Below are 19,523 nucleotides of genomic sequence, written 5' to 3' on the forward strand. Positions count from 1 at the left end.
CGAGCGTAGGCCGAGGGACCGACGCATGCGGGGACGTCGGCGTCATCAACCAACGGGTTGACAACAGCGTCGAGCAGTTCCACGCTCTTCTTCAACCGAACGGTTGACGAAGGGAGGACACCCGATGGCCACCGATCCGCTCTCCCGGGTCTTCGCGGCCCTGGCCGACCCCACCCGGCGCGACATGGTCGCCCGGCTGGCGGTCGCCGACGCCACGGTCGGCGAACTCGCCGAGCCCTACGACGTGAGCGTCCAGGCCGTCTCCAAGCACCTGCGGGTGCTCGAGGACGCCGGCCTGGTCAGCCGCAGCCGCGACGCCCAACGGCGTCCGGTGCACCTCGAGGCCGAGGTCCTCGACCTCATGACGACGTGGATCGAGCGCTACCGGCGGCAGGCCGAGGAGCGCTACCGCCGTCTCGACGACGTCCTCCGGGCCCTGCCGGACGACGTCGACCCCGTCCCGCCCCGCCGCGAAGGAGGACCGTCATGACCACCACCACGCACGAGACCCGCATCGAGGCCGACCCGCAGCTCCCGCTGATCCGGATCACCCGCGAGTTCGACGCCCCGAAGGCGAAGGTGTTCCGCGCCCACACCGACCCCGAACTGGTCGTCCAGTGGCTCGGCCCGCGCGGCCTGGAGATGACCGTCGACCACTACGACTGCCGCACCGGCGGCTCCTACCGCTACGTGCACCGCCAGGGGGACGAGGAGTACGGCTTCCACGGCTGCTTCCACGAGGTGCGACCCTCGGAGCTGATCGTGCAGACCTTCACCTTCGAGGGCGACCCGGACGGCGTCGCACTCGAGAAGCTCGTTCTCGAAGACCTCGGCGACGGCCGCACCCGGCTCACCGCGACCTCGCTGACCGACTCCTTCGAGGCCCGCGACGCCATGCTGGCCAGCGGCATGGACGTCGGCGTCCGCGAGGGCTACGAGCGCCTCGACGAGCTCCTCGCCCGGGGCTAGCCCCTAGCCGTCGATGGGGCGCGCGCCGAGGTGGGTGCGCAGCAGCGACAACGCCGCCTGCTCCGGGTCGACCGCCGGCGCGGGGTCCCGGTCCCCACCGGGGCCCTCCGCCGCCCGCTCGGCCATCAGCTCGCTCGCCTCGGCCGCCTCCGCGGCGCGCGCTGCCTCGCGCGCGGCCTCCGGGGAGACGGTGCGGCCCGGCGCGGGCTGGCCGGGGGCGTTGACGACGGTCTGCACCTTCCAGCGCACGCCGAGCAGCTCCTGCAGCGCCGTGCGGACGACGTCCTTGTTGAGGTCGTCGCCGAGCATCTTGGCCAGCGCCGGCGAGGTCATCGACAGCGTCAGCGTGCCGTTGGCGACGTCGTGCACCTGGGCGGACTTGAGCAGCGCCTCGGTGGTCCGCTTGTGCTTGCGGACGACGGTCAGCAGCTCCGGCCACACCCGGCGGACGTCGCCGGCGTCCAGCTCACCGTCGGCGGCGGCCGGCTGCGGCGGGTTGGCCGTCACCACCGGCATCGGCTCGCTGCCGCGCGGCGCCGGCGAGGACTCGGCGGCGGCCCGCGGCGCCGAGGACGCCGTCGGCCGGGGCTGCTCGACGCGCGCTGCTGCGGCGGCGGCCGCGGCGGGCTGGGCCGGGTGCGGCCAGTCCTCGTCGTCGGTCGGCTCGGGCGGCAGCGGGATGTCCGGCTCGCCCGCCGCGACCCGGGCGGGTCGGGACTCCTCGGCCACGGCCGGCGAGGAGGCCGGCGGAGCGGGGGACGCAGCCGGGCGGGGCGGGGCGCCCGAACCCGGCGGGGTGGTCTCTGGCCAGCCGTCGTCGGCCGGCGGGCGGGCTGCGGCCGGCTCGGCGGGGGCCGGCTCCGGACGTGACGGCTGCGGCTCCGGGGCGGGCCGCGGGGCCGGCTGGGCGGGGGCCGGCTGGGCGGGGGCCGGCGGGGTGCTCGGCGCCTGCGGGGCGACCTGCGACTTGCGCACGAACTCCCGCACCGGTCGGGCGGGCTGATCGGGTGCGGCCGGTGCGGCGGCTGCGGGCTCCGGCCGCGCCTCGCGCACCGGCACGTCCGGTGCGGCGGGCTCGGCGACCGGGCGGCCGGCGTGCTCCCCGGCGATCGACATCCGCCGCTCGAGGCGCTCCAGCCGCTGCAGGGTGGCCGCGGCGGAGCCGTCGGTGCCGGGCAGCAGCATCCGGGCGCAGACGAGCTCCAGCAGCAGCCGCGGCGCCGTCGTCCCCCGCATCTCGGTGAGGCCGACGTGCACCGTGTCGGCCATCCGCGACAGCGTGGCCGAGCCCAGCGCCTGGGCCTGCGAGCTCATGAGGTCCAGCCGGTCGGGTGGGCAGTCGAGCAGCCCGTTGCCCCCGGCCTCGGGGACGGCGTCGAGCACGATGAGGTCGCGCAGCCGGTCGAGCAGGTCGGTGGCGAACCGACGGGGGTCGTGCCCGGCCTCCACCACCCGGTCGACGGCTCGGAAGACACCGGGGGCGTCGTGCGCGGCGAGGGCGTCGATGGTCTCGTCGAGCAGCGCGTCGTCGGTGACGCCCAGCAGCCCGACCGCGCTCTTGTAGGTGACGCCCTCGGGCCCGGCGCCGGCGAGCAGCTGGTCGAGGATGGACAGCGAGTCGCGGACCGAGCCGCCGCCGGCGCGCACCACCAGCGGGAAGACCGTCGGCTCGACCTGCACGGCCTCCGCCTCGCAGGTCTTCTCCAGCAGGCCGCGCAGCGTCGTCGGGGGCACCAGGCGGAACGGGTAGTGGTGCGTGCGCGAGCGGATGGTGGGCAGCACCTTGTCCGGCTCGGTGGTCGCGAAGACGAAGACGAGGAACTCCGGCGGCTCCTCGACCACCTTGAGCAGGGCGTTGAAGCCCTGCGTGGTGACCATGTGCGCCTCGTCGACGATGTAGACCTTGAAGCGGCTGTTCACCGGCGCGAAGAAGGCCCGCTCGCGCAGGTCGCGGGCGTCGTCCACACCACCGTGGCTGGCCGCGTCGATCTCGATGACGTCGATCGAGCCGGGACCGTCGGGCGCCAGCGACACGCAGGACGTGCACACGCCGCACGGGGTGGACGTCGGCCCCTGCTCGCAGTTCAGCGACCGGGCGAGGATCCGCGCCGAGGAGGTCTTGCCGCACCCGCGCGGGCCGCTGAACAGGTAGGCGTGGTTGATCCGCCCGCCGTCGACGGCGTTGACCAGCGGGGCGGTCACGTGCTCCTGCCCGACCACCTCGGCGAAGGTCGCCGGGCGGTACTTCCGGTAGAGCGCCAGAGCCACGGCAGCAGGTTACGTGGACGGGAGGACGGGATCGGCGACCTCCGCCGTACCGGTGGCGAGATCGGCGGTCTCACCCGGCTGGGGGCACCGGAGCGGGCGAGATCGGCGATCTCGCCCGCCGGGTCCGGCAAAGAAGGGACCCCCCGCGCACCCGCCAGAGCCCGCTTATCCTTGCTGCCTTCCGGCCCTGGGGAGGTTCACGGGGTGACGCCACACGAGGGGTCTGCGCACCACTGTAGAGGAAACCCCGCGGAGGCCGGGCGCGCCCCTCGGTCCCGTCGGCACGCCGTGGCCGGGTCAGCTGCGAGGCCGCGCGGCTGACCCGGAGACGACGGAGGCCGGGCCCCGCGGGGCCCGGCCTTCCCGGCGGAGGATGGGAGATTCGAACTCCCGAGGGGTTGCCCCCAACCCGCTTTCCAAGCGAGCGCCATAGGCCACTAGGCGAATCCTCCAACTGCGCCCGCCAGGATACCGGTCCCGGAGTGCCGGGTCGCCCGCGGCACCCGGCACCGGGGTGGTTACGCCACCGTCGGGTGGGGCACGCTGCCCCCATGCGCCGAGCAGCGGCGCGCGGACAACAGGAGAGCAGGCCCCCATGAGCGAGACCGACCGGCTCCGGCCCGACGTCGTGGAGGCGATCGTGGCGGTGCTCAAGGGCGCCGACCCCTCCGAGCTGCCGCCCTCGGCCACCAAGGAGGAAAAGGACGCCGCCAAGGACCGTTACCTGTCGGAGTTCGTCGCCGAGCGCAGCAAGCGGGACCGGCAGACCCGCGCGTGGGAGCTGCTGCTGACCCGCAGCTACGACGAGCCGCCGACCTGGCAGCGTCTCTTCGACGACCTGTCCGCCGACGGAGTCGAGGAGCTCGGCGAGCTCTACGACGTGCTGCCCGCGGGCGCACAGGAGGAGTACGCCCGCCGGTACGGCGTCCCGACGGGCGTCTGACCGCGACCTCGGTGTCGGCGGGGGTCAGGGGGGACGCACGGTGAGCGGACCCGGGCACCTCGTCGCCGGCCGGTACCGCCTGCTGGAGCACATCGGCGGCGGTGGCATGGGCGCCGTCTGGCTGGCCTCCGACGAGCTGCTCGGCCGCCGGGTGGCCGTCAAGCAGGTGCTCCCGCCGCCGACGGCCGACGCCGCGGTCATCGCCCAGCAGCGCCAGCGCGCCCTGCGCGAGGGCCGGATCGCCGCGCGGCTGTCCCACCCGCACGCCGTCACCGTCCACGACGTGGCCCTCGAGGACGGCGCGCCGTGGCTGGTCATGGAGTACCTGCCCTCGCGCAGCCTGGCCGAGGTGCTGCAGGAGGACGGCGTCCTGCCCGTCGACCAGGTCGCGCAGATCGGCGCCCAGGTGGCCGACGCGCTCGCCGCCACCCACGCCGCCGGCATCGTGCACCGCGACGTGAAGCCGGCCAACATCCTCATCGGGCGGGGGCCGGGGGTCGAGGGACTGGTGAAGATCACCGACTTCGGCATCTCGCACGCCCGCGACGACGTCACCCTCACCCAGACCGGCCAGATCACCGGCACGCCGGCCTTCCTCGCCCCCGAGGTGGCCCGTGGGAGCGAGGTGACGCCCGAGAGCGACGTCTTCTCCCTCGGCGCGACGGTCTACACCTGCCTCGAGGGTCAGCCGCCGTTCGGGATGGACGACAACGCCCTGCGGCTGCTGCACCGGGTCGCGAACGGCGAGCCGATCCCCCCGCGCCGGGCCGGGTCGATGACCGGCGTGCTCACGCGCATGCTGGCCGTCGACCCCGCGCGGCGGCCCACGACGCCCGAGGTGTCCACTGAGTTGGCGCGGCTCGCGGTCGGCCGGGACGGCGACCCCACCACCGTGCTCATGGCGCGCACGAAGCTGCGCTCCTCGGCCGACCGGAACCGGACCGAGGAGCTGGGCACCGGTGCGCAGCCGGTCGCGGCGGCGGGCGCTGCGGCCGCGGGCGGGTACCGGGAGGCCCGCACCGCCGTCCAGGCCGCTCCCGCCGGGCTGCCCCCCACACCGCCCCCGCCGCCCGGCCCCGCGGACCGGCCTGCGGCGGCCGCGCCCGCCCGGCGCCGCCGCGGGCCCGTGCTGGCGGCGCTGCTGCTGCTCGCGGTGCTGCTGGCCGGCGGCGGGGCGCTCTGGCTCGGCACCCGCGGCGACGCCGGCGGCAGCGCCGACGCCCCGGTCTCGTCGCCCCCGCCCGCCGGCGAGGCGACCCCCCGGGCCGAGGGGACGCCCGCGCCCGGGACGCCCGACGCCGAGCCGACACCGTCCTCCGGTGAGGAGACGCCCGAGGACGAGCCGTCACCCGAGGACGCGGACGAGGTCGTCGAGGACACGCTGGACCGGTACTACGAGCTGCTCCCCGACGACCCCGACGCCGCCTACGAGATGACCGGCCCCTTCCTGCGGTCGCAGGCCACCCGCAGCTACTTCCGCGACTTCTGGGAACCCTGGTCGGAGGTACAACTGCAGGAGGTGCGCGGCGTGCAGCAGCCCGAGGACGGCGTTCTCACCGCCACCACCGAGGTCGAGTTCACCGGCGACGACGGCCGGGAGCAGACCGAGCGGCACCGGGTCCGCCTGGTGCGGGACGACGACGGCGACTGGCTGGTCGACCTGGACCTGGTCGCCTGAGCGGCCCGGGAACGACGAAGCCGCCCGCGGGAGGGAGCTCGGGGCGGCTGCGCGCTGGCGGTGGCGGCGGTGTCCTGGCTCAGGGCATACCGACAGGTGTCGGACGACATGCCGGACTGATGTCGCAGGACATCCCCGACGGCCGGCCGGGCCGCGGCCATGTCGAAAGCCCGGCCGGTCATCACGGCGATCGAGGTGGGCGGCCGCAGCCCCGCAGACGTCGTCGCGGCCTACGGCGTGACCCGCTCCTGGCTGGACGAGCTGCTGGCCCGCTACCGCGCCGAGGGCGACGCCGCGTTCGAGCCCCACTCCAGGCGTCCGCACACCTCGCCAGGAGCCAGGAGCCACCCCACCGGCGACGGTCGAGCTGGTGCTGCGGCTGCGTGATCGTCCCCGCCCGGCCAAGCGCCTGAGGCCTCCTACCTTCGGTTCGCCGCCGGGCAGCCATACGAGACCTGACAGTTGAATCGCACCCGCTACCGACGACCACGGGCACCGACACCTGAAGAACTGGGTACGCGCCCAATCGGTTCGGCTCCTGGTTCTGACGGGGGCTGGGTTCAGGCCACCTCGAGGGCCGGGTGGCGGATGGTGTCACGGTTGTTGTGCTCGAACCCCACCCGTGGTCGATAGCCGATCGCCGGGTTCAGGCGCTGTTCGACCGGCTCGTCGACGCCTGAAGACCAGCACCGCCGACACCCATGACCGCGTCCGCACCGACAAGATCGACCCGGCCGGCTGCCACAACCTGCGCTCGAGCACGCCTCCGCCACATCGGCATCGGCATCGGCATCGGCATCGGCATCGGCCGAACCCACACCGGAACCCACGTCATACTGCTCGTCCAGGATGCTCGTCCTGGAAGGACTTCGCCGAACTACGGCTGCCCGATCCGGAGCACCCTCCGCGCACGGAGGCGCTCGCCGCAGCCCTCGATCGGCCCGCACCTGTCGAGCCGGGCGATGCCGACGACCGGACCAGCGCGGACATGCTGCGCGCCCAGCCCGGGGATCCGCCCGGCCAAGCCGGTGCACGCCGTGACGCCGCCCGCGCCGCGCCCCTCCCGGTCAGCCCGTGCGCCTGGATCCCCCAAGCGGTGCACCGAGCCGTCCCCTGCTCCCACCTGGTCATCAGCGGCCGACGTGCCCGCGTGTGGCGATCCAGCGACCGACACTGGGCCGCTCAGTGATAGCGCCGCAGGTCCGGCGTTCCCCATCGCGTTCACGCCCACCGGCTTCCGGACCGCATTGACTCGGGTCGGGCACCCCACCTACGGTGCCTGGCACTGCGGTCCACTCGGCGAGAAACTCCTGCCTGCCGACGGCGACGGGATGATCATGGAAAGACCACTTCCCACATTCCTCCTCATCGGTGCCATGAAGGCGGGAACGACGAGTCTATTTCACTATCTCGGCGCTCATCCACAGGTGGCCACACCCCGCTACAAGGCACCCGAGTTTTTCATCGAGGAAGCCAATTGGCACCGCGGGATCGACTGGTACCGGCGACAGTTCCCGCGCATCAGCCCGGAGATCCTGGCCGTCGGCGAGGCATCCAACTCGTACACGAAGTATCCGCGCTACCAGGGAGTCCCGGCGCGGATCGCCGCCCATCTGCCCGATGTCCGCCTGGTCTATGCCGTCCGGGACCCGATCGCCCGCATCCGTTCCCACTACGAGACCAAGGTCGCCGAGGGCAGCGAGAAGGCCCCGCTCGCCGAGGCAGTGTTCAGTTATCCCGGCTACCTCGACAACAGCCGCTACGCCATGCAGATCGAACAGTACCTCGAGCATTTCTCCCGGGACCAGTTGCTCGTCATCACGGCCGAGGACCTGCGCGGTTCCCGAGAGGTCACCCTGCGACGGGTTTACGAGTTCATCGGGGTAGACCCGGACTTCGTGCCGGCCGAGCTGGACCGCGACTTCTACCGGACGCAGGATCGCGCCGCCCGCTCCCCGATCCCGCTCTGGCTGCGCAAGGAGCTCAAGCACCGGTTTCCGGGCACCCGGCGATTCAAGGAGGTCGAGAACAACGTCCTCGCGACGGTCCGTCAGGCTACGCGCCCGAACGGGGCGCGGTCCCGATCGACCACCCGGTTCGAGGTCCCGGACGACGTGCGTTCGAAGATCATGGCCACGCTCGAGGATGACGTGCGGCGACTGCGGGCCTACCTGGATCCGGAGTTCGACGGGTGGGGCATCGCATGATCACTACGCGCCACGGCTGACCGGGGCGCCTCACTCCGGCCGGGCCGGGAAGGCCTGACGCAGTTCCGCCGCCACCTCGGGCGGCGTGAACCATGCGGGCAGCTCCTCGCCGTCCGCCAGCCGCCGACGCTGCTCGGTACCCGAGAGGTGAAGGCAGCGCTGGCCCGGGCGCACCTCGGTCTCGGGCACGTACTGGGCCGTTTCGGCGACGTAGACCAGCCGCCGGAAGGGCACGATCCCGATGTCCAGCTCCCGCTCGTGGTCCCGCACCAGTTGCTGCGCCGCGTACGGGTCGTAGAACGGCACGCCCCGGGCATCGCTGCCTGGGCCGGCGTGATCACGTCCCACGATGAAGTGCGTCGCGCCGTAGTTCTTGCGGATGATCGCGTGCCACAGCGCCTCGCGGGGCCCGGCCATCCGCATGGCCAGGGGAAGCAGGGACAAAAGGACGCTCTCCGGCGGATACGTGCGCAGCAGGGCGCAGTAGCAGCGGACGCGCACGTGCGGGTCGATGTCCCCCGGCTTGGTGATGCCCACGACCGGATGCAATAGCACGCTGGCATCCAGGTCACGAGCAGCGCGCAGCGTGAGCTCCTGGTGGGCCCGGTGCATGGGGTTGCGGGTCTGGAAGGCCACGACCTTGCCCCAGCCCCGCGCCGCCAGCAGCGAGCGCACCTCGGCGGGGGTGTGGCGCAGCGCCCGGAAGGCACGGTGGTCGGGGAGCCGGAGCACCTCGAGCGGACCGCTCACGTACCAGGGATGGGTGTCGTGCAGCAGGGTCCGCACGCCGGGATGGGTGGAGTCGGTGGTGCCGAATACCGCCGCCGCCTCCGCTCGCCGGTCCGGCTGCCAGGCGGTCTCCACACGCAGAACGGCCACATCCGCCCCGCGGCTCCGCAGCACGACCGCCCCGGCCGACCGCGCCGCCCGGACGACCTCCGCGGGGAGGTCGAGCATGATCGGCACCGGCCACAGCTGCCCCGATTCCAGGCGCATCATGTCGCAGACAGACTCGTGGTCTGCGCGGTCGAGGAAGCTGCGCAGCGGTGAGAAGCCACCGGTCGCCAGTAGCTCGAGATCGCATCGCTGCCGGCGGGTGAGCTCCCACGTCGGCAGCCGAGGGGCGACGGCGGCCAGCTCGGCGGCGCGTGCGCTGCCGACGCGGAGATCCACGAGGGCGCCTCCGTGCGGCCTCGGTCCGCCCGGTACCACACCTTCTCCGAGTGCCATGCCGTCTCCCGAAGTTCTCCAGACGCGCCGTGCGCGGCGACCGCATTGTGCCCCCGCGATCCGACCCGGAAAAGGAGGCCAAAGATTCAACCGGAACGAGCACGCTGCATGAGGACTGGAATAATGCCATTATCAACCACTATCTGTCGTAGTCGGACTACGTCTTTTGACGGATGCCGACACAGCCCGTGCGGCCCCGAGAGTCACGCGGTGGAATAGATCGGGAGCGCACGGTGGCGATTCGCCGCCGGCGCGCCGTAACGCAGGGATCCGGAATCAACGACAACCCAATCCCTGGGGACATTCCGGTACTTCTCTGCTGCGAACCAGACGCGGTGCACTGTTCCGCGCCCCCATGACAGGAGAGCCGTGGAGATCTCGACGCAGCAAGTGGGTCAGCAGCCCGATGCCGTGACGTCCGATACCTGCCGCCTGTACGTCGTCCGTCACGGAACGACGACGATGAACGTCGAAAACCGCTATCGCGGTCGCTGCGATGTGCCTCTGGACGCGCAGGGCTACCAGGACGCCGTGGACGCCGCGCGCCAACTGTCCGCGGCGGGCCTCACCGCGGTCTACTGCGGACCGCTGCGGCGCACCATCGCCACCGCTCAGATCATCGCCGACGAGGCGCGGGTCCCTGACCTGCGCATCCTGCACGGCCTGAACAACGTCGACTACGGCGCCTGGGAGGGGATGACCTCGACCGAGGCGGCGATGTACGACCCCGAGGCGTTCGAGCTGTACCGCACGGCACCGAGTCGCGCGGCGTGCCCGCTGGGTGAACGACTCAGCGACGCGCAAGGACGCATGATCCAGGCCTTGGAGCTCATCGGCCGCCGGCACCCCGGCGAGACCGTCGTCGCGGTCACCCACGCGGTGATGATCCGTCTTGCCGTGGCCCGGTTGACCGGTGTTGAGGGTGAGCAGTGGCGCATCCCGGTCGGCCGAGGCTCGTTGACGCTGTTCACTGTGCAGTACGGACAGATTTCGCTGACGGAGTTGCCCGAAGGAGACGACGTCGACTGAGGTGGCCCCGAGGAACGGAGGAATGAGCGACACGGGGGCGCAGTTCATCGTCGCCTCGTGCGAGACACCGGCGTGCCGAGCAGCCGCCCCGGCAGCACCTGCCCCCGGCCGTCGTCGGCCAGTGCCCCGACGAGCTACTAGACCCCGTCCGTGCGGCAGGTGACATCCCTCGTCCCACAGATGGCGGAGTGACGCTACGTCGTCTGGCGGATGTGCTGGTTCTCTCTGTCCTGCTTTTCTGTACCGACCCCGTGTCGGGGTCCCGATAGCTCGGCTGGCCGTCATCCGGAACGGCACGGGAGAGAGCAGATGTCGACCGAGACGCTGGGGTCGCTGGCGCTGGCGCTGGCGCTGCTGATAGGCGGGGCCAACCTCCTCGGACATCTGGCCGCGCAACTGCGTCAACCGAAGGTGGTCGGCGAGATCCTCGCGGGCGTGCTCCTAGGGCCCTCGCTGCTGGGACTGCTGGCGCCGGGGGTGGCCGTGGCGATCTTCGGCGACGGCGAACAGGACCCCTCCACCGTGGTACTGGAGTTCCTGTACCACCTGGGTCTGCTGCTGCTGATGTTCATTTCCGGCGCCAGCGTCCGGAACGTCCTGGACAGGGTGAACCGCAAGCCCACCGCCTGGCTCGTCGGACTCGGGACGTCCTTGCCGTTCTTCCTCGCCCTCGCGCTCACCCCGCTGCTGCCCCTCGAGGCATTCGTGGGACCGGCCGCGAGCAAGCCGGCACTCATCCTCATCTTCGCCATCGCGGCGGCGGTGACCTCGATCCCGGTGATCACCAAGATCTTCTTCGACCTGGGCGTCTTACACACGCGATTTGCCAGCCTGATGCTCGGCGTGGCCGTCCTCGAGGACATCGCGTTGTGGGGCGTGCTCGCCCTGGCCACCGCGATCGCCACCGCGACCGTCGTCTCCGACGGCGCGGTCCTGGCCGAGACGGTGTCCGTGCACCTGCTCACGAACGTTCTGTTCGTGCTATTTGCCATGACCGTGGCACCGCGGGTACTGCGCTGGCTGAGCCGTGCCCGGTGGAACGTGCTCGCCAACGAGGTGCCGATCGCATGGGTCATGCTGGTCTTCCTGGGCTATGTCAGCCTTGCCGCGGTCCTGGACGTCACCCTGGCCTTTGCCGGCTTCCTCGCCGGCTTCGGGATCGTCGGCGGCATGAAGGGCACCGAGCACCAGCGCTTCCGGGTCCCGCTGGACTCGGTCGGCCACGTCTCCGTGGCCGTGTTCATCCCCATCTACTTCGCCATCGTGGGGTATCGCCTGGACTTCACGCACGGGTTCTCCCCGGTGATGCTGATCGGCTTCCTGCTCGGGTCGTCGCTGGTGGCGGTGCTTTCCAGAACGCTCGCGGCGAGGGCCGCCGGCTTCCGCGGTCTTGATGTCGCCAACATCGCGGTGACGTGTAACGCGCGTGGTGGCCCGGGCATCGTGCTGGCCAGCGTCGCGTTCGACGCCGGCATCATCAACGCGCCATTCTTCACAACCCTCGTCGTCACCGCCGTCCTCACGTCTCAGGCGTGCGGTGTCTGGCTCGACTTCGTGCTGCGGAGGGGATGGCCCCTGCTCGCCAGTGAGGGCCGGGTGGAACCGCGAAAGCTGATGCTCGACTCCCGACCCGCCGAGCCCTCGACGGCCGGGCCCCCACAGGCGTAGCCAGCCGCGACGAGAGCCTGGGCCGGATCCGCGAGCTGCTCATCCCTGGAGGCCGGACGACCGCACCCCGGCGACGCGATGAGCAAGATGTAGCCGGCCCGGCTCGCGCTCTGAGCGCGCCGATCGCCAGGCCGAGGTGGTCACTGGACGGACCCAGCAGGACGAGCATGTAGACGCCGACCGCCGCGGGCACGGCGATGAGCAGGTCCCGTCGGCGATCGTGCCGCCGTCCCGTTCCGGCCGGAACCCACGTCCTCCTGCTGGTCCAGGACCTGCACGTGCGCGTCGTCGATGCCGCCACCGGCGAACTCCTCCGCGAGCTCACCCTCGACTACCAGCCCACCGGACGACCACCCGGACCGCGGCTCGCAAGAGATGAACGCCCGGACCCACGATCCGTGGGTCCGGGCGTCCGGGATGTCCTGAGACATCACAGTGGCGGTGGCGGTGGGATTTGAACCCACGGAGGCTTGCACCTCACACGCTTTCGAGGCGTGCTCCTTCGGCCGCTCGGACACGCCACCGTCGAACAGACTACAGGCCCCGCTGACCGCGGAAGAACGCGCGTAGCAGCGCGGCGGACTCCTCGGCCCGAACCCCGCCGGTGACCTGCGGACGGTGGTTGAGCCGGCGGTCGCGGACCACGTCCCACAGCGACCCGGCCGCACCCGCCTTGAGGTCGTCGGCGCCGTAGACGACGTGGCCGACGCGGGCCAGCACGCTCGCGCCGGCGCACATCGTGCAGGGCTCGAGGGTGACGACGAGCGTCGTCCCGGTCAGCCGCCAGCCGTCGCCGTGGACCCGGGCGGCCGCGCGCAGCGCCAGGACCTCGGCGTGCGCGGTGGGGTCGCCCCGCTTCTCCCGCTCGTTGGCCGCCTCGGCGAGCACGGCGCCGTCCGGCCCGAGGACGACGGCGCCGATTGGCGTGTCGCCCCACCCGACGGCGGCCGCGGCCAGCTCCAGCGCGCGGGCCATCGCCGCGTCGACGTCCACCGTCACGGTCTCCGCGCCCAGGTGCTCAGGCGGGGAGTGCCAGGGCACTCACCGCCTGAGCAGTGCGGGGACAGGTGGACCGGGGACGGGGTCACGAGCCGGCCCGGTCCAGCAGGTCGATGCCGACCAGCGCCGACAGCTCGGCCAGCGCGACGTCGGGGTCGGTGACCTTGACCGTGTGCATCCCCATCGCGCGGGCCGGCTTGAGGTTCATGCCGAGGTCGTCGAGGTAGGCGCAGTCGGAGGCCCGGATCTCCCTGCCCACGGCCTCCGACAGCCGGGCCAGCGCGCGGCGGTAGATCTCCGGCTCGGGCTTGCGGACGCCCTCGACCGACGACTCGACCACCGCGTCGAACAGCTCCAGCAGCTCCCCCAACTGCCCGGTGCGCTCCATCGGCGCCACGTTGTTCGACAGCAGCGCCAGCGGCAGCCCCGCCGCGCGCAGCCGCCGCACCGCCTCGACCACCTGCGGGCGGATCTCGCCGGCCAGCGCGGCCAGCACCCGGCCGGCGTCCAGGCGGTGCCCCGCGGCCAGGGCCTCGGCCTCGAAGGCGTCGGTGAACCCGGCGGCGTCGAGCTCGTTGCGCTCGAAGCGCGCCCAGGCGTTGGTGTCTGGGTCGGTGCTGTTCAGCCGCACGACCAGGCCCTCGGGCAGCCCGGCCTCGGCCTCGTAGGCGGCGAAGGCGAGCATCGGGCTCTCAGTGATCACCCCGCCGAGGTCGAACACGACGGCCGTGGCCGGCGCGCTCACGGGGTCACCGCCGCGGCGAGCTGGTCGGTGAAGCCCAGCCGGGCGGCGATAGCGGCGACCATCTCGTCGGCCCACAGGTCGTCGGCGGTGACGATCCGCCGCAGCTGCTCTGCCGGCAGCCCGTCGTCGGCGAAGACGTCCAGGTCGCCGCCCGGCCAGCCGGTCTCGTCGTCGTCGAACGCCCCTTCGGCGTCGACGGCGATGCCGTAGCGCTCCACCACCTCGGCGGCGAGCAGCCACTCCTGCATGGTGGCGTCGGAGATCAGCGCCCGGACCAGCCCGCCGGGCCCGTGCCGGAGGACGACGAAGTACAGCCGCGAGTCGACCACCACGACGAAGGGCCCGGGCCAGTCCTCGGCGGCCGGGTCGCCCAGCGCCCGCTCCAGCGCCGGGAGCTCCTCACCGGCGTCCGCGGCGAGCAGCTCCACCTGCCAGTCCCCACCGGAACGGCTGACGCGCACCGCCCAGCTGGCCGGTGCCTCCGCTGCGCTCATCGCCGCCGCAGCATGGTCAGGCCGTCGGCCAGCGGCAGCAGCACCGTCTCCCAGCACGGGTCGGTGGCCAGCGCGGCATTGAGCTCGGCGATCGCCCGCTGCGCGTCGGTCTGCGGGTCGAGCACGGTGCCGTTGGCCAGCGTGTTGTCCAGCAGGACGACGCCGTTCCCGGTCATCCGCGGGTACAGCTGGTCGATGTAGTCGGCGTAGCCCTCCTTGTCCGCGTCGACGAAGGCGAGGTCGAAGGTCGGCTCGGCCGGCAGGGCGCGCAGCGACTCGTGCGCGTCGCCCAGCCGCAGCTCGATGCGGTCGGCCAGCCCCGCCCGGGCCCAGTACCGGCGGGCGACCGCCGTCCACTCCTCGCTGACGTCGAGGCAGAGCAGCAAGCCGTCCTCGGGCAGGCCCCGGGCCACGCACAGCGCCGAGTAGCCGGTGAAGGTGCCGATCTCGATCGCCCGGCGGGCGCCCAGCGCACGGGCCAGCAGCTGCATGAACGTGCCCTGCTCCGGCGCGATCTGGTAGGTCGGCGACGCCTCCCCGCGGTCGGCCATGGCAGCGGTCTCGGCGAGCAGGTCGGCGGCGACGTCGTCGAGCGGCTCCGAGCTCGCCCGCACGTAGTCGCCCAGCTCCGGTGTGAGGAGGAACGAGTGGGGGGTCATGGCGCGTGGGGGTGGAGGAGCCCGTGGGTCATAGCCTCTGATCATGGCCGATCCCGCTCCGGACGACGGCGCCGACGTCGCCCCCGCACTGTTCTCCCGACTGGCCGCCGACCCGCTGGCCGACCTCCTGGGGATCGTCCTGGAGCAGGTCCGGCCCGGGTACGCCCGCGCGGCGATGACGGTGGGCCCGCAGCTGCTGAACGCCGTCGGCACCGCGCACGGCGGCGCCACGATGGCGCTGCTCGACGTCGTCCACGCGGCGGTGAGCAACAGCCACGGCACGGTCGCCGTCGCCCAGGACGTGCACACCGAGTTCCTCGCCCCGGGCCGGCCGGGTGACCGGCTGGTCGCCGAGGGCGTCGAGGTGCACCGCAGCCGGCGCACCGCCGTCTACCGCATCGAGGCCCGCGCCCAGGACGGCCGGCTGGTGGCGACCGCGCTGGCCCGGGTGTTCCGCACCGACGGCCAGTGGGCGGACCGGTGACCTCTTTTCCCGTCCCGACGATGCCCGCTCCGCCGGTGGGCGTCGTGGGGCTGGGCCAGCTGGGCGGGTCGCTGGCCGCCGCCCTGGTCGCGGCCGGCCGCGAGGTGACCGGCTGGGACGTCGACCCCGCCGCCCGGGAGGCCGCCGCGGCCCGCGGGGTGCGGATCGCCCGACAGCTGGCCGGCGTCGTCGTCCTCGCCGTCCCGCTGCCGGCGATGGCCGGGGCGCTCGACGGGCTCGACGTCGACCCGGGCGCCACCGTCACCGACCTGGGCTCGGTCAAGGCGCCGGTGCTCGCCGAGCTGGAGACGGCCCTGGGCGGGCGCTACGTCGGCGGGCACCCCATGTGCGGCACCGAGCGCTCCGGGCACGCGGCGACCGACCCGGGCCTGTTCACCGGGGCCCGCTGGGCGCTGTGCCTGGAGCCGGGCACCGAGCTGCCGCGCTGGCTGCGGGTGGCCGAGGTGGCGCTGGCCGTCGGGGCCGAGGTGGTGCCGGCGACCGCGGCCGAGCACGACGACGCCGTCGCCGCGGTCAGCCACGTGCCGCACCTGCTGGCCGCGGCCCTCGCCGCCGCCGCCGGGGAGGCCGGGCCGCTGGCCCTCGCCCTGGCCGCCGGCAGCTTCCGCGACGGCACCCGGGTGATCGGCAGCGACCCCGGCTTCGTCACCGCGATGGTGCAGGGCAACGCCGGCCCGACCGCCGCCGCGCTGGGCCGGGTGCTGGAGCAGCTCGCCCGCCCGTGGCCGGAACTGGTCGCCGCCGGCCACGCCGTGCGCGCCGGCGGGCCGGCGGGACGGCGCCCGGTGCGGGTGCCGCTGGAGCGGGCCGCGCTGCTGTCGCTGGGCCGGGCCGGCGGAGCGGTCACCCGGCGGCTCGCGGCCTTCGTCGAGGGGTACGTGCCGGCTGTCGACTGACGCCGCCGGGAGCATCGCAGGCAGGGCCAGCGACCGAGGAGCGGACCGGGGGCGGAAGCCGACCGGTGTCATGACCTGACCGGTTTCGCCCGCGGCGCGGCGGGCAGGGAGCGGGCATGGACGACAGCGAGATCCGCAGCCGCATCGAGGCGCTGGTCGAGGAAGAGCACCGACTGCGCGAGAGCGGGGATCACTCCGAGGAGCAGCGGGCCCGGCTCCGGCAGATCGAGGAGGACCGGGACCAGCTCTGGGACCTGATCCGCCAGCGGGACGCCAAGCGCCAGTACGGCGAGGACCCGGACGAGGCCGAGCCGCGCCCGGAGCAGCAGGTCGAGGGCTACCTGCAGTAGGAGAAGGACGCCGTCCTGCTCACCGCTCGCGGTCAGCCTCTGGACGGGGCCGGGAACACTTAAACGCCGAAGTGTGCGGCGGTGATCTTCGGGTAGGAGCCGCCGCGGCGCGCACCGCCGCGCGCCCGGCGTGGATGGGAGCAGGCATGGTGCGCGCGGCACGGACGATCCGGCGGGCGGTGGTGACCGGGGGCGCCGGTTTCCTCGGCTCCCACCTGTGCGAGCAGCTGCTGGACCGGGGCGTCGAGGTGGTCTGCCTCGACAACTTCCTCACCGGGTCCCCGCAGAACGTCGTCCACCTGATGGAACACCCCGGCTTCCGGCTGGTCCGCTGCGACGTCACCGACTTCGTGCACGTGCCCGGCGAGGTCGACCTGGTGCTGCACTTCGCGTCGCCGGCGAGCCCGCTGGACTACCTCAAGATGCCGATCGAGACCCTCAAGGTCGGCAGCCTGGGCACGCTGCACACCCTCGGGCTGGCCCACGAGAAGGGCGCCCGGTACGTGCTTGCCTCCACCTCGGAGGTCTACGGCGACCCGCTGGTACACCCGCAGGACGAGGAGTACTGGGGCAACGTCAACCCGGTCGGCCCGCGCGGGGTCTACGACGAGGCCAAGCGCTTCAGCGAGGCCATGACCACGGCCTACCGGACGTCGAAGGGCACCGACACCGGCATCGTCCGGATCTTCAACACCTACGGCCCGCGCATGCGCCCGGACGACGGCCGCGCCATCCCGGCCTTCGTCGGTCAGGCCCTCGCCCGCCGCCCGCTGACCGTCGCCGGCGACGGCTCGCAGACCCGGTCCATCTGCTACGTCGACGACACGGTGCGCGGCATCCTGGCGATGGCCTTCTCCGGGGAGCCCGGCCCGGTCAACATCGGCAACCCCGACGAGCTGTCGATGCTGCGGCTGGCCGAGTGGATCGTCGAGCTGACCGGCTCGTCGTCGGAGATCTCCTTCATCGACCTGCCGGTGGACGACCCGAAGGTCCGCCGTCCCGACACCACCCGCGCCGAGCAGCTGCTCGGCTGGCGGCCGACGGTGCCGTCGGAGGAGGGGCTGCGGCGCACGGTGGCGTGGTTCGCCGAGCAGCGGCAGGCGGCCGACGTCCGCGCCGGGTGATCCACAGGGGGTCAGCGATCGCATCTACTGTGTAGTGGGCGGTCGCGGGGGTCGCCGGGGAGACGCTGACGACTTCGACGGGGGAGCTGCTCGATGGGCCGCCACGCCGCCCGCTCTGCCGCGCGCCGGTCGCCGCAGCTGACCCCCCAGGTCCTCATCGCGGCCGCGGTCGCCGCCGTGGTGCTGCTGGCCGGCGGCATCACCATGTGGGTGGTCGACGCCGGGGACGGCGACTGCGACACCACCGCCGTCGTCCGTGTCGCCGTCGCGCCCGAGCTCGCCCCCGTCGCCGAGCGGGTGCTCACCGGCGCCGAGGGCCTGCGCCCCGAGGACTGCGCCTCCGCCCAGGTCACCGCCCAGCAGCCGGTGCAGACCGTCGGCGACCTCGGCGCGCTGGACGCCGCGGACCTGCCGCACCTGTGGGTCCCCGACTCCTCGCTGTGGGCGGCCCGCGCCGGGGACGCCGCGGTGGACACCGCCGGCTCGGTCGCCACCTCCCCCGTCGTGCTGGCCAGCAGCCGCGCCGCGGTCGACGCGCTCGGCTGGGCCGACCAGGCACCGGGCTGGGCCGCGGCGCTGGCGAGCGAGCAGGGCATCGCCGTCCCCGACCTGGCGACCAGCGCCGAGGCCCTCGCCGCGCTGAGCGCCGTGCGGACCGCGCTGGGCGGCGGCGAGGCCGCCGACAACGCCGTGGTGCAGACCGTGCTGGCCGCCGAGCGCGGCCCGTCCGTCTCCCCCGCCGAGGCGCTCACCGCAGGCAGCGAGGGCGCGCCGGGCGCGCCGCTGGTGCCGGTCAGCGAGCAGGAGGTGTGGGCGGCCAACGCCGACGCCGAGGACCCGCAGCTGGTCGCCGTCTACCCCGAGGAGGGGTCGCCGGCCCTGGACTACCCGCTGGTGCGGATCGGCGCCGCCTCGGCGACGGACGCCGCCGCGGTGGACGCCACCGTGCGCGCGCTGACCTCGGACGCCGCCCGCTCCGCCGTCCTCGAGGCCGGGTTCCGCGACGCCGACGGCACCGCGCCCGCCGACGCCGAGGCGGCCGGGATCCGCGAGGCGGCCCCGCAGCCCCTGCGGCTCGACCCCGCCGAGGTGCAGGCGCTGCTCGGCCAGCTGTCGGAGCTGGCCGCGCCGTCCCGGATCCTCACCGTCGTCGACGTCTCGACCTCCATGGAGGCCCCGGCCGGCGACGGCACGCGCGCCACGCTCGCGCGGGACGCCGCGAAGAGCACGCTCACGCTGGTCCCGGGCAACTTCGCGCTCGGCCTGTGGTTCTTCGCCGCCGAGCTGGACGGCGACCGGGACTGGACCGAGGCGGTGCCGACGCGGGAGCTCGAGGCCCAGGTCGACGGCAGCCTCCAGCGGGAGGTGCTCGACGCCGAGCTCGACACCATCCCCGACCGCCTCAGCCCCGGCGGCACCGGGCTGTACGACACCACGCTGGCCGCCGTGCGTGCCGCCCGGGCGGACTTCGAGCCGACCGCGGTGAACAGCGTGCTGATGGTCACCGACGGGACCAACGAGGACTCCCGGGGCGTCGAGCTCGAGGAGCTGCTGGAGACGCTGCGCAGCGAGGCCGACCCCGACCGGCCGGTCAAGGTCATCGGTGTCGCGCTCGGGCCGGACGCCGACCTGGGCGCCCTCGAGCAGATCGCCGACGTCACCGGCGGGGCTGCGTACTCGGCGGTCGACCCCACCGACCTGCAGACCGTCCTGTTCGACGCCCTCCGGCAGCGGTGAGCGGCGGGCCGCCGCCGCTCAC

The 19,523-nt window shown here is 73.4% G+C and carries 20 protein-coding genes, 2 tRNA genes and 1 other RNA gene; 13 read left to right on the forward strand and 10 right to left on the reverse strand.

What is annotated here, in order from left to right; all coding sequences use genetic code 11:
- Positions 1-124: 124 nt before the first annotated feature.
- On the forward strand, positions 125-490 hold the full coding sequence (locus tag ACI78Z_RS20470; RefSeq protein WP_457038373.1) for an ArsR/SmtB family transcription factor: 366 nt from the start codon (positions 125-127) through the stop codon (positions 488-490).
- On the forward strand, positions 487-969 hold the full coding sequence (locus tag ACI78Z_RS20475; RefSeq protein WP_457038374.1) for an SRPBCC family protein: 483 nt from the start codon (positions 487-489) through the stop codon (positions 967-969). Before ACI78Z_RS20470 ends, ACI78Z_RS20475 begins: the two co-directional genes overlap by 4 nt.
- Positions 970-972: 3 nt before the next feature.
- On the opposite strand, the gene ACI78Z_RS20480 is transcribed toward ACI78Z_RS20475, so the two are convergent.
- The 3 genes from ACI78Z_RS20480 to ACI78Z_RS20490 all read right to left on the reverse strand — a co-directional run bounded on the left by ACI78Z_RS20480 (position 973) and on the right by ACI78Z_RS20490 (position 3,689).
- Positions 973-3,237 (reverse strand): DNA polymerase III subunit gamma and tau, encoded by a 2,265-nt coding sequence (locus tag ACI78Z_RS20480; RefSeq protein WP_457038375.1) that lies wholly within the window; start codon positions 3,235-3,237, stop codon positions 973-975.
- 131 nt (positions 3,238-3,368) lie between these two features.
- Positions 3,369-3,464: signal recognition particle sRNA small type (ffs, locus tag ACI78Z_RS20485), an RNA gene on the reverse strand.
- Positions 3,465-3,604: 140 nt separating this feature from the next.
- Positions 3,605-3,689 (reverse strand) — tRNA-Ser (locus ACI78Z_RS20490).
- A gap of 143 nt (positions 3,690-3,832) precedes the next feature.
- On the opposite strand from ACI78Z_RS20490, the gene ACI78Z_RS20495 reads away from it, so the two are divergent.
- The 3 genes from ACI78Z_RS20495 (at position 3,833) to ACI78Z_RS20505 (ending at position 6,245) form a co-directional block, all read left to right on the forward strand.
- Positions 3,833-4,180, forward strand: a complete 348-nt coding sequence (locus ACI78Z_RS20495) for a hypothetical protein (protein ID WP_457038376.1) — start codon at positions 3,833-3,835, stop codon at positions 4,178-4,180.
- A 40-nt stretch (positions 4,181-4,220) separates the two neighbouring features.
- Positions 4,221-5,858, forward strand: a complete 1,638-nt coding sequence (locus ACI78Z_RS20500; protein ID WP_457038377.1) for a serine/threonine-protein kinase — start codon at positions 4,221-4,223, stop codon at positions 5,856-5,858.
- A 159-nt stretch (positions 5,859-6,017) separates the two neighbouring features.
- Positions 6,018-6,245, forward strand: coding sequence for a hypothetical protein (locus tag ACI78Z_RS20505; RefSeq protein ID WP_457038378.1), 228 nt, complete (start codon positions 6,018-6,020; stop codon positions 6,243-6,245).
- Between the two features lie 173 nt (positions 6,246-6,418).
- Here the strand turns inward: ACI78Z_RS20505 and ACI78Z_RS20510 are convergent, their stop codons facing one another.
- Positions 6,419-6,688, reverse strand: coding sequence for a hypothetical protein (locus ACI78Z_RS20510; protein ID WP_457038379.1), 270 nt, complete (start codon positions 6,686-6,688; stop codon positions 6,419-6,421).
- Positions 6,689-7,195: 507 nt separating this feature from the next.
- Between ACI78Z_RS20510 and ACI78Z_RS20515 the strand changes: the two genes are divergently transcribed.
- Positions 7,196-8,065: a sulfotransferase gene (locus ACI78Z_RS20515; RefSeq protein WP_457038392.1), complete on the forward strand. Its 870-nt coding sequence runs from the start codon at positions 7,196-7,198 to the stop codon at positions 8,063-8,065.
- Positions 8,066-8,095: 30 nt separating this feature from the next.
- On the opposite strand, the gene sat is transcribed toward ACI78Z_RS20515, so the two are convergent.
- Positions 8,096-9,295, reverse strand: a complete 1,200-nt coding sequence (gene sat, locus ACI78Z_RS20520; RefSeq protein WP_457038380.1) for a sulfate adenylyltransferase — start codon at positions 9,293-9,295, stop codon at positions 8,096-8,098.
- Positions 9,296-9,664: 369 nt separating this feature from the next.
- Between sat and ACI78Z_RS20525 the strand changes: the two genes are divergently transcribed.
- The gene (locus ACI78Z_RS20525; protein ID WP_457038381.1) at positions 9,665-10,324 is read left to right on the forward strand and encodes a histidine phosphatase family protein; all 660 of its coding nucleotides are present in this window, start codon (positions 9,665-9,667) and stop codon (positions 10,322-10,324) included.
- A gap of 309 nt (positions 10,325-10,633) precedes the next feature.
- Positions 10,634-11,992: a cation:proton antiporter gene (locus ACI78Z_RS20530; protein WP_457038382.1), complete on the forward strand. Its 1,359-nt coding sequence runs from the start codon at positions 10,634-10,636 to the stop codon at positions 11,990-11,992.
- A 436-nt stretch (positions 11,993-12,428) separates the two neighbouring features.
- Here ACI78Z_RS20530 and ACI78Z_RS20535 read toward each other — a convergent pair.
- The 5 genes from ACI78Z_RS20535 to ACI78Z_RS20555 form a co-directional block, all read right to left on the reverse strand.
- A tRNA-Ser gene (locus tag ACI78Z_RS20535) sits at positions 12,429-12,516 on the reverse strand.
- A 10-nt stretch (positions 12,517-12,526) separates the two neighbouring features.
- Positions 12,527-12,991: a nucleoside deaminase gene (locus ACI78Z_RS20540; RefSeq protein ID WP_457038383.1), complete on the reverse strand. Its 465-nt coding sequence runs from the start codon at positions 12,989-12,991 to the stop codon at positions 12,527-12,529.
- 85 nt (positions 12,992-13,076) lie between these two features.
- Positions 13,077-13,736 carry an HAD-IA family hydrolase gene (locus ACI78Z_RS20545; protein WP_457038384.1) on the reverse strand — a complete coding sequence of 220 codons (660 nt, stop codon included), beginning with the start codon at positions 13,734-13,736 and terminating at the stop codon, positions 13,077-13,079.
- On the reverse strand, positions 13,733-14,230 hold the full coding sequence (locus ACI78Z_RS20550; protein ID WP_457038385.1) for a tRNA adenosine deaminase-associated protein: 498 nt from the start codon (positions 14,228-14,230) through the stop codon (positions 13,733-13,735). The genes ACI78Z_RS20545 and ACI78Z_RS20550 overlap by 4 nt, the downstream gene beginning before the upstream one ends.
- Positions 14,227-14,889: an O-methyltransferase gene (locus tag ACI78Z_RS20555; RefSeq protein WP_457038386.1), complete on the reverse strand. Its 663-nt coding sequence runs from the start codon at positions 14,887-14,889 to the stop codon at positions 14,227-14,229. Before ACI78Z_RS20555 ends, ACI78Z_RS20550 begins: the two co-directional genes overlap by 4 nt.
- Before the next feature lie 43 nt (positions 14,890-14,932).
- On the opposite strand from ACI78Z_RS20555, the gene ACI78Z_RS20560 reads away from it, so the two are divergent.
- The 5 genes from ACI78Z_RS20560 (at position 14,933) to ACI78Z_RS20580 (ending at position 19,501) form a co-directional block, all read left to right on the forward strand.
- Positions 14,933-15,373 carry a PaaI family thioesterase gene (locus ACI78Z_RS20560; RefSeq protein WP_457038387.1) on the forward strand — a complete coding sequence of 147 codons (441 nt, stop codon included), beginning with the start codon at positions 14,933-14,935 and terminating at the stop codon, positions 15,371-15,373.
- Between the two features lie 20 nt (positions 15,374-15,393).
- Positions 15,394-16,290, forward strand: a complete 897-nt coding sequence (locus tag ACI78Z_RS20565) for a prephenate dehydrogenase/arogenate dehydrogenase family protein (RefSeq protein WP_457038388.1) — start codon at positions 15,394-15,396, stop codon at positions 16,288-16,290.
- 116 nt (positions 16,291-16,406) lie between these two features.
- Entirely contained in the window at positions 16,407-16,640 is a 234-nt protein-coding gene (locus ACI78Z_RS20570) for a DUF2630 family protein (RefSeq protein ID WP_457038389.1), read from the forward strand.
- A gap of 146 nt (positions 16,641-16,786) precedes the next feature.
- The gene (locus tag ACI78Z_RS20575) at positions 16,787-17,764 is read left to right on the forward strand and encodes a UDP-glucuronic acid decarboxylase family protein (protein WP_457038390.1); all 978 of its coding nucleotides are present in this window, start codon (positions 16,787-16,789) and stop codon (positions 17,762-17,764) included.
- A gap of 93 nt (positions 17,765-17,857) precedes the next feature.
- On the forward strand, positions 17,858-19,501 hold the full coding sequence (locus tag ACI78Z_RS20580) for a VWA domain-containing protein (protein ID WP_457038391.1): 1,644 nt from the start codon (positions 17,858-17,860) through the stop codon (positions 19,499-19,501).
- Positions 19,502-19,523: the final 22 nt, after the last annotated feature.

It is taken from the genome of Geodermatophilus sp. SYSU D01176, from assembly GCF_054050015.1.

Coding starts and splice junctions, on each gene's coding strand:
- ACI78Z_RS20475 (WP_457038374.1), top strand. CDS start 487: ATGACCACCACCACGCACGAGACCCGCATCGAGGCCGACCCGCAGCTC.
- ACI78Z_RS20470 (WP_457038373.1), top strand. CDS start 125: ATGGCCACCGATCCGCTCTCCCGGGTCTTCGCGGCCCTGGCCGACCCC.
- ACI78Z_RS20575 (WP_457038390.1), top strand. CDS start 16,787: ATGGTGCGCGCGGCACGGACGATCCGGCGGGCGGTGGTGACCGGGGGC.
- ACI78Z_RS20580 (WP_457038391.1), top strand. CDS start 17,858: ATGGGCCGCCACGCCGCCCGCTCTGCCGCGCGCCGGTCGCCGCAGCTG.
- ACI78Z_RS20565 (WP_457038388.1), top strand. CDS start 15,394: ATGCCCGCTCCGCCGGTGGGCGTCGTGGGGCTGGGCCAGCTGGGCGGG.
- ACI78Z_RS20530 (WP_457038382.1), top strand. CDS start 10,634: ATGTCGACCGAGACGCTGGGGTCGCTGGCGCTGGCGCTGGCGCTGCTG.
- ACI78Z_RS20495 (WP_457038376.1), top strand. CDS start 3,833: ATGAGCGAGACCGACCGGCTCCGGCCCGACGTCGTGGAGGCGATCGTG.
- ACI78Z_RS20505 (WP_457038378.1), top strand. CDS start 6,018: ATGTCGAAAGCCCGGCCGGTCATCACGGCGATCGAGGTGGGCGGCCGC.
- sat (WP_457038380.1), bottom strand. CDS start 9,295: ATGGCACTCGGAGAAGGTGTGGTACCGGGCGGACCGAGGCCGCACGGA.
- ACI78Z_RS20515 (WP_457038392.1), top strand. CDS start 7,196: ATGGAAAGACCACTTCCCACATTCCTCCTCATCGGTGCCATGAAGGCG.
- ACI78Z_RS20555 (WP_457038386.1), bottom strand. CDS start 14,889: ATGACCCCCCACTCGTTCCTCCTCACACCGGAGCTGGGCGACTACGTG.
- ACI78Z_RS20550 (WP_457038385.1), bottom strand. CDS start 14,230: ATGAGCGCAGCGGAGGCACCGGCCAGCTGGGCGGTGCGCGTCAGCCGT.
- ACI78Z_RS20570 (WP_457038389.1), top strand. CDS start 16,407: ATGGACGACAGCGAGATCCGCAGCCGCATCGAGGCGCTGGTCGAGGAA.
- ACI78Z_RS20560 (WP_457038387.1), top strand. CDS start 14,933: ATGGCCGATCCCGCTCCGGACGACGGCGCCGACGTCGCCCCCGCACTG.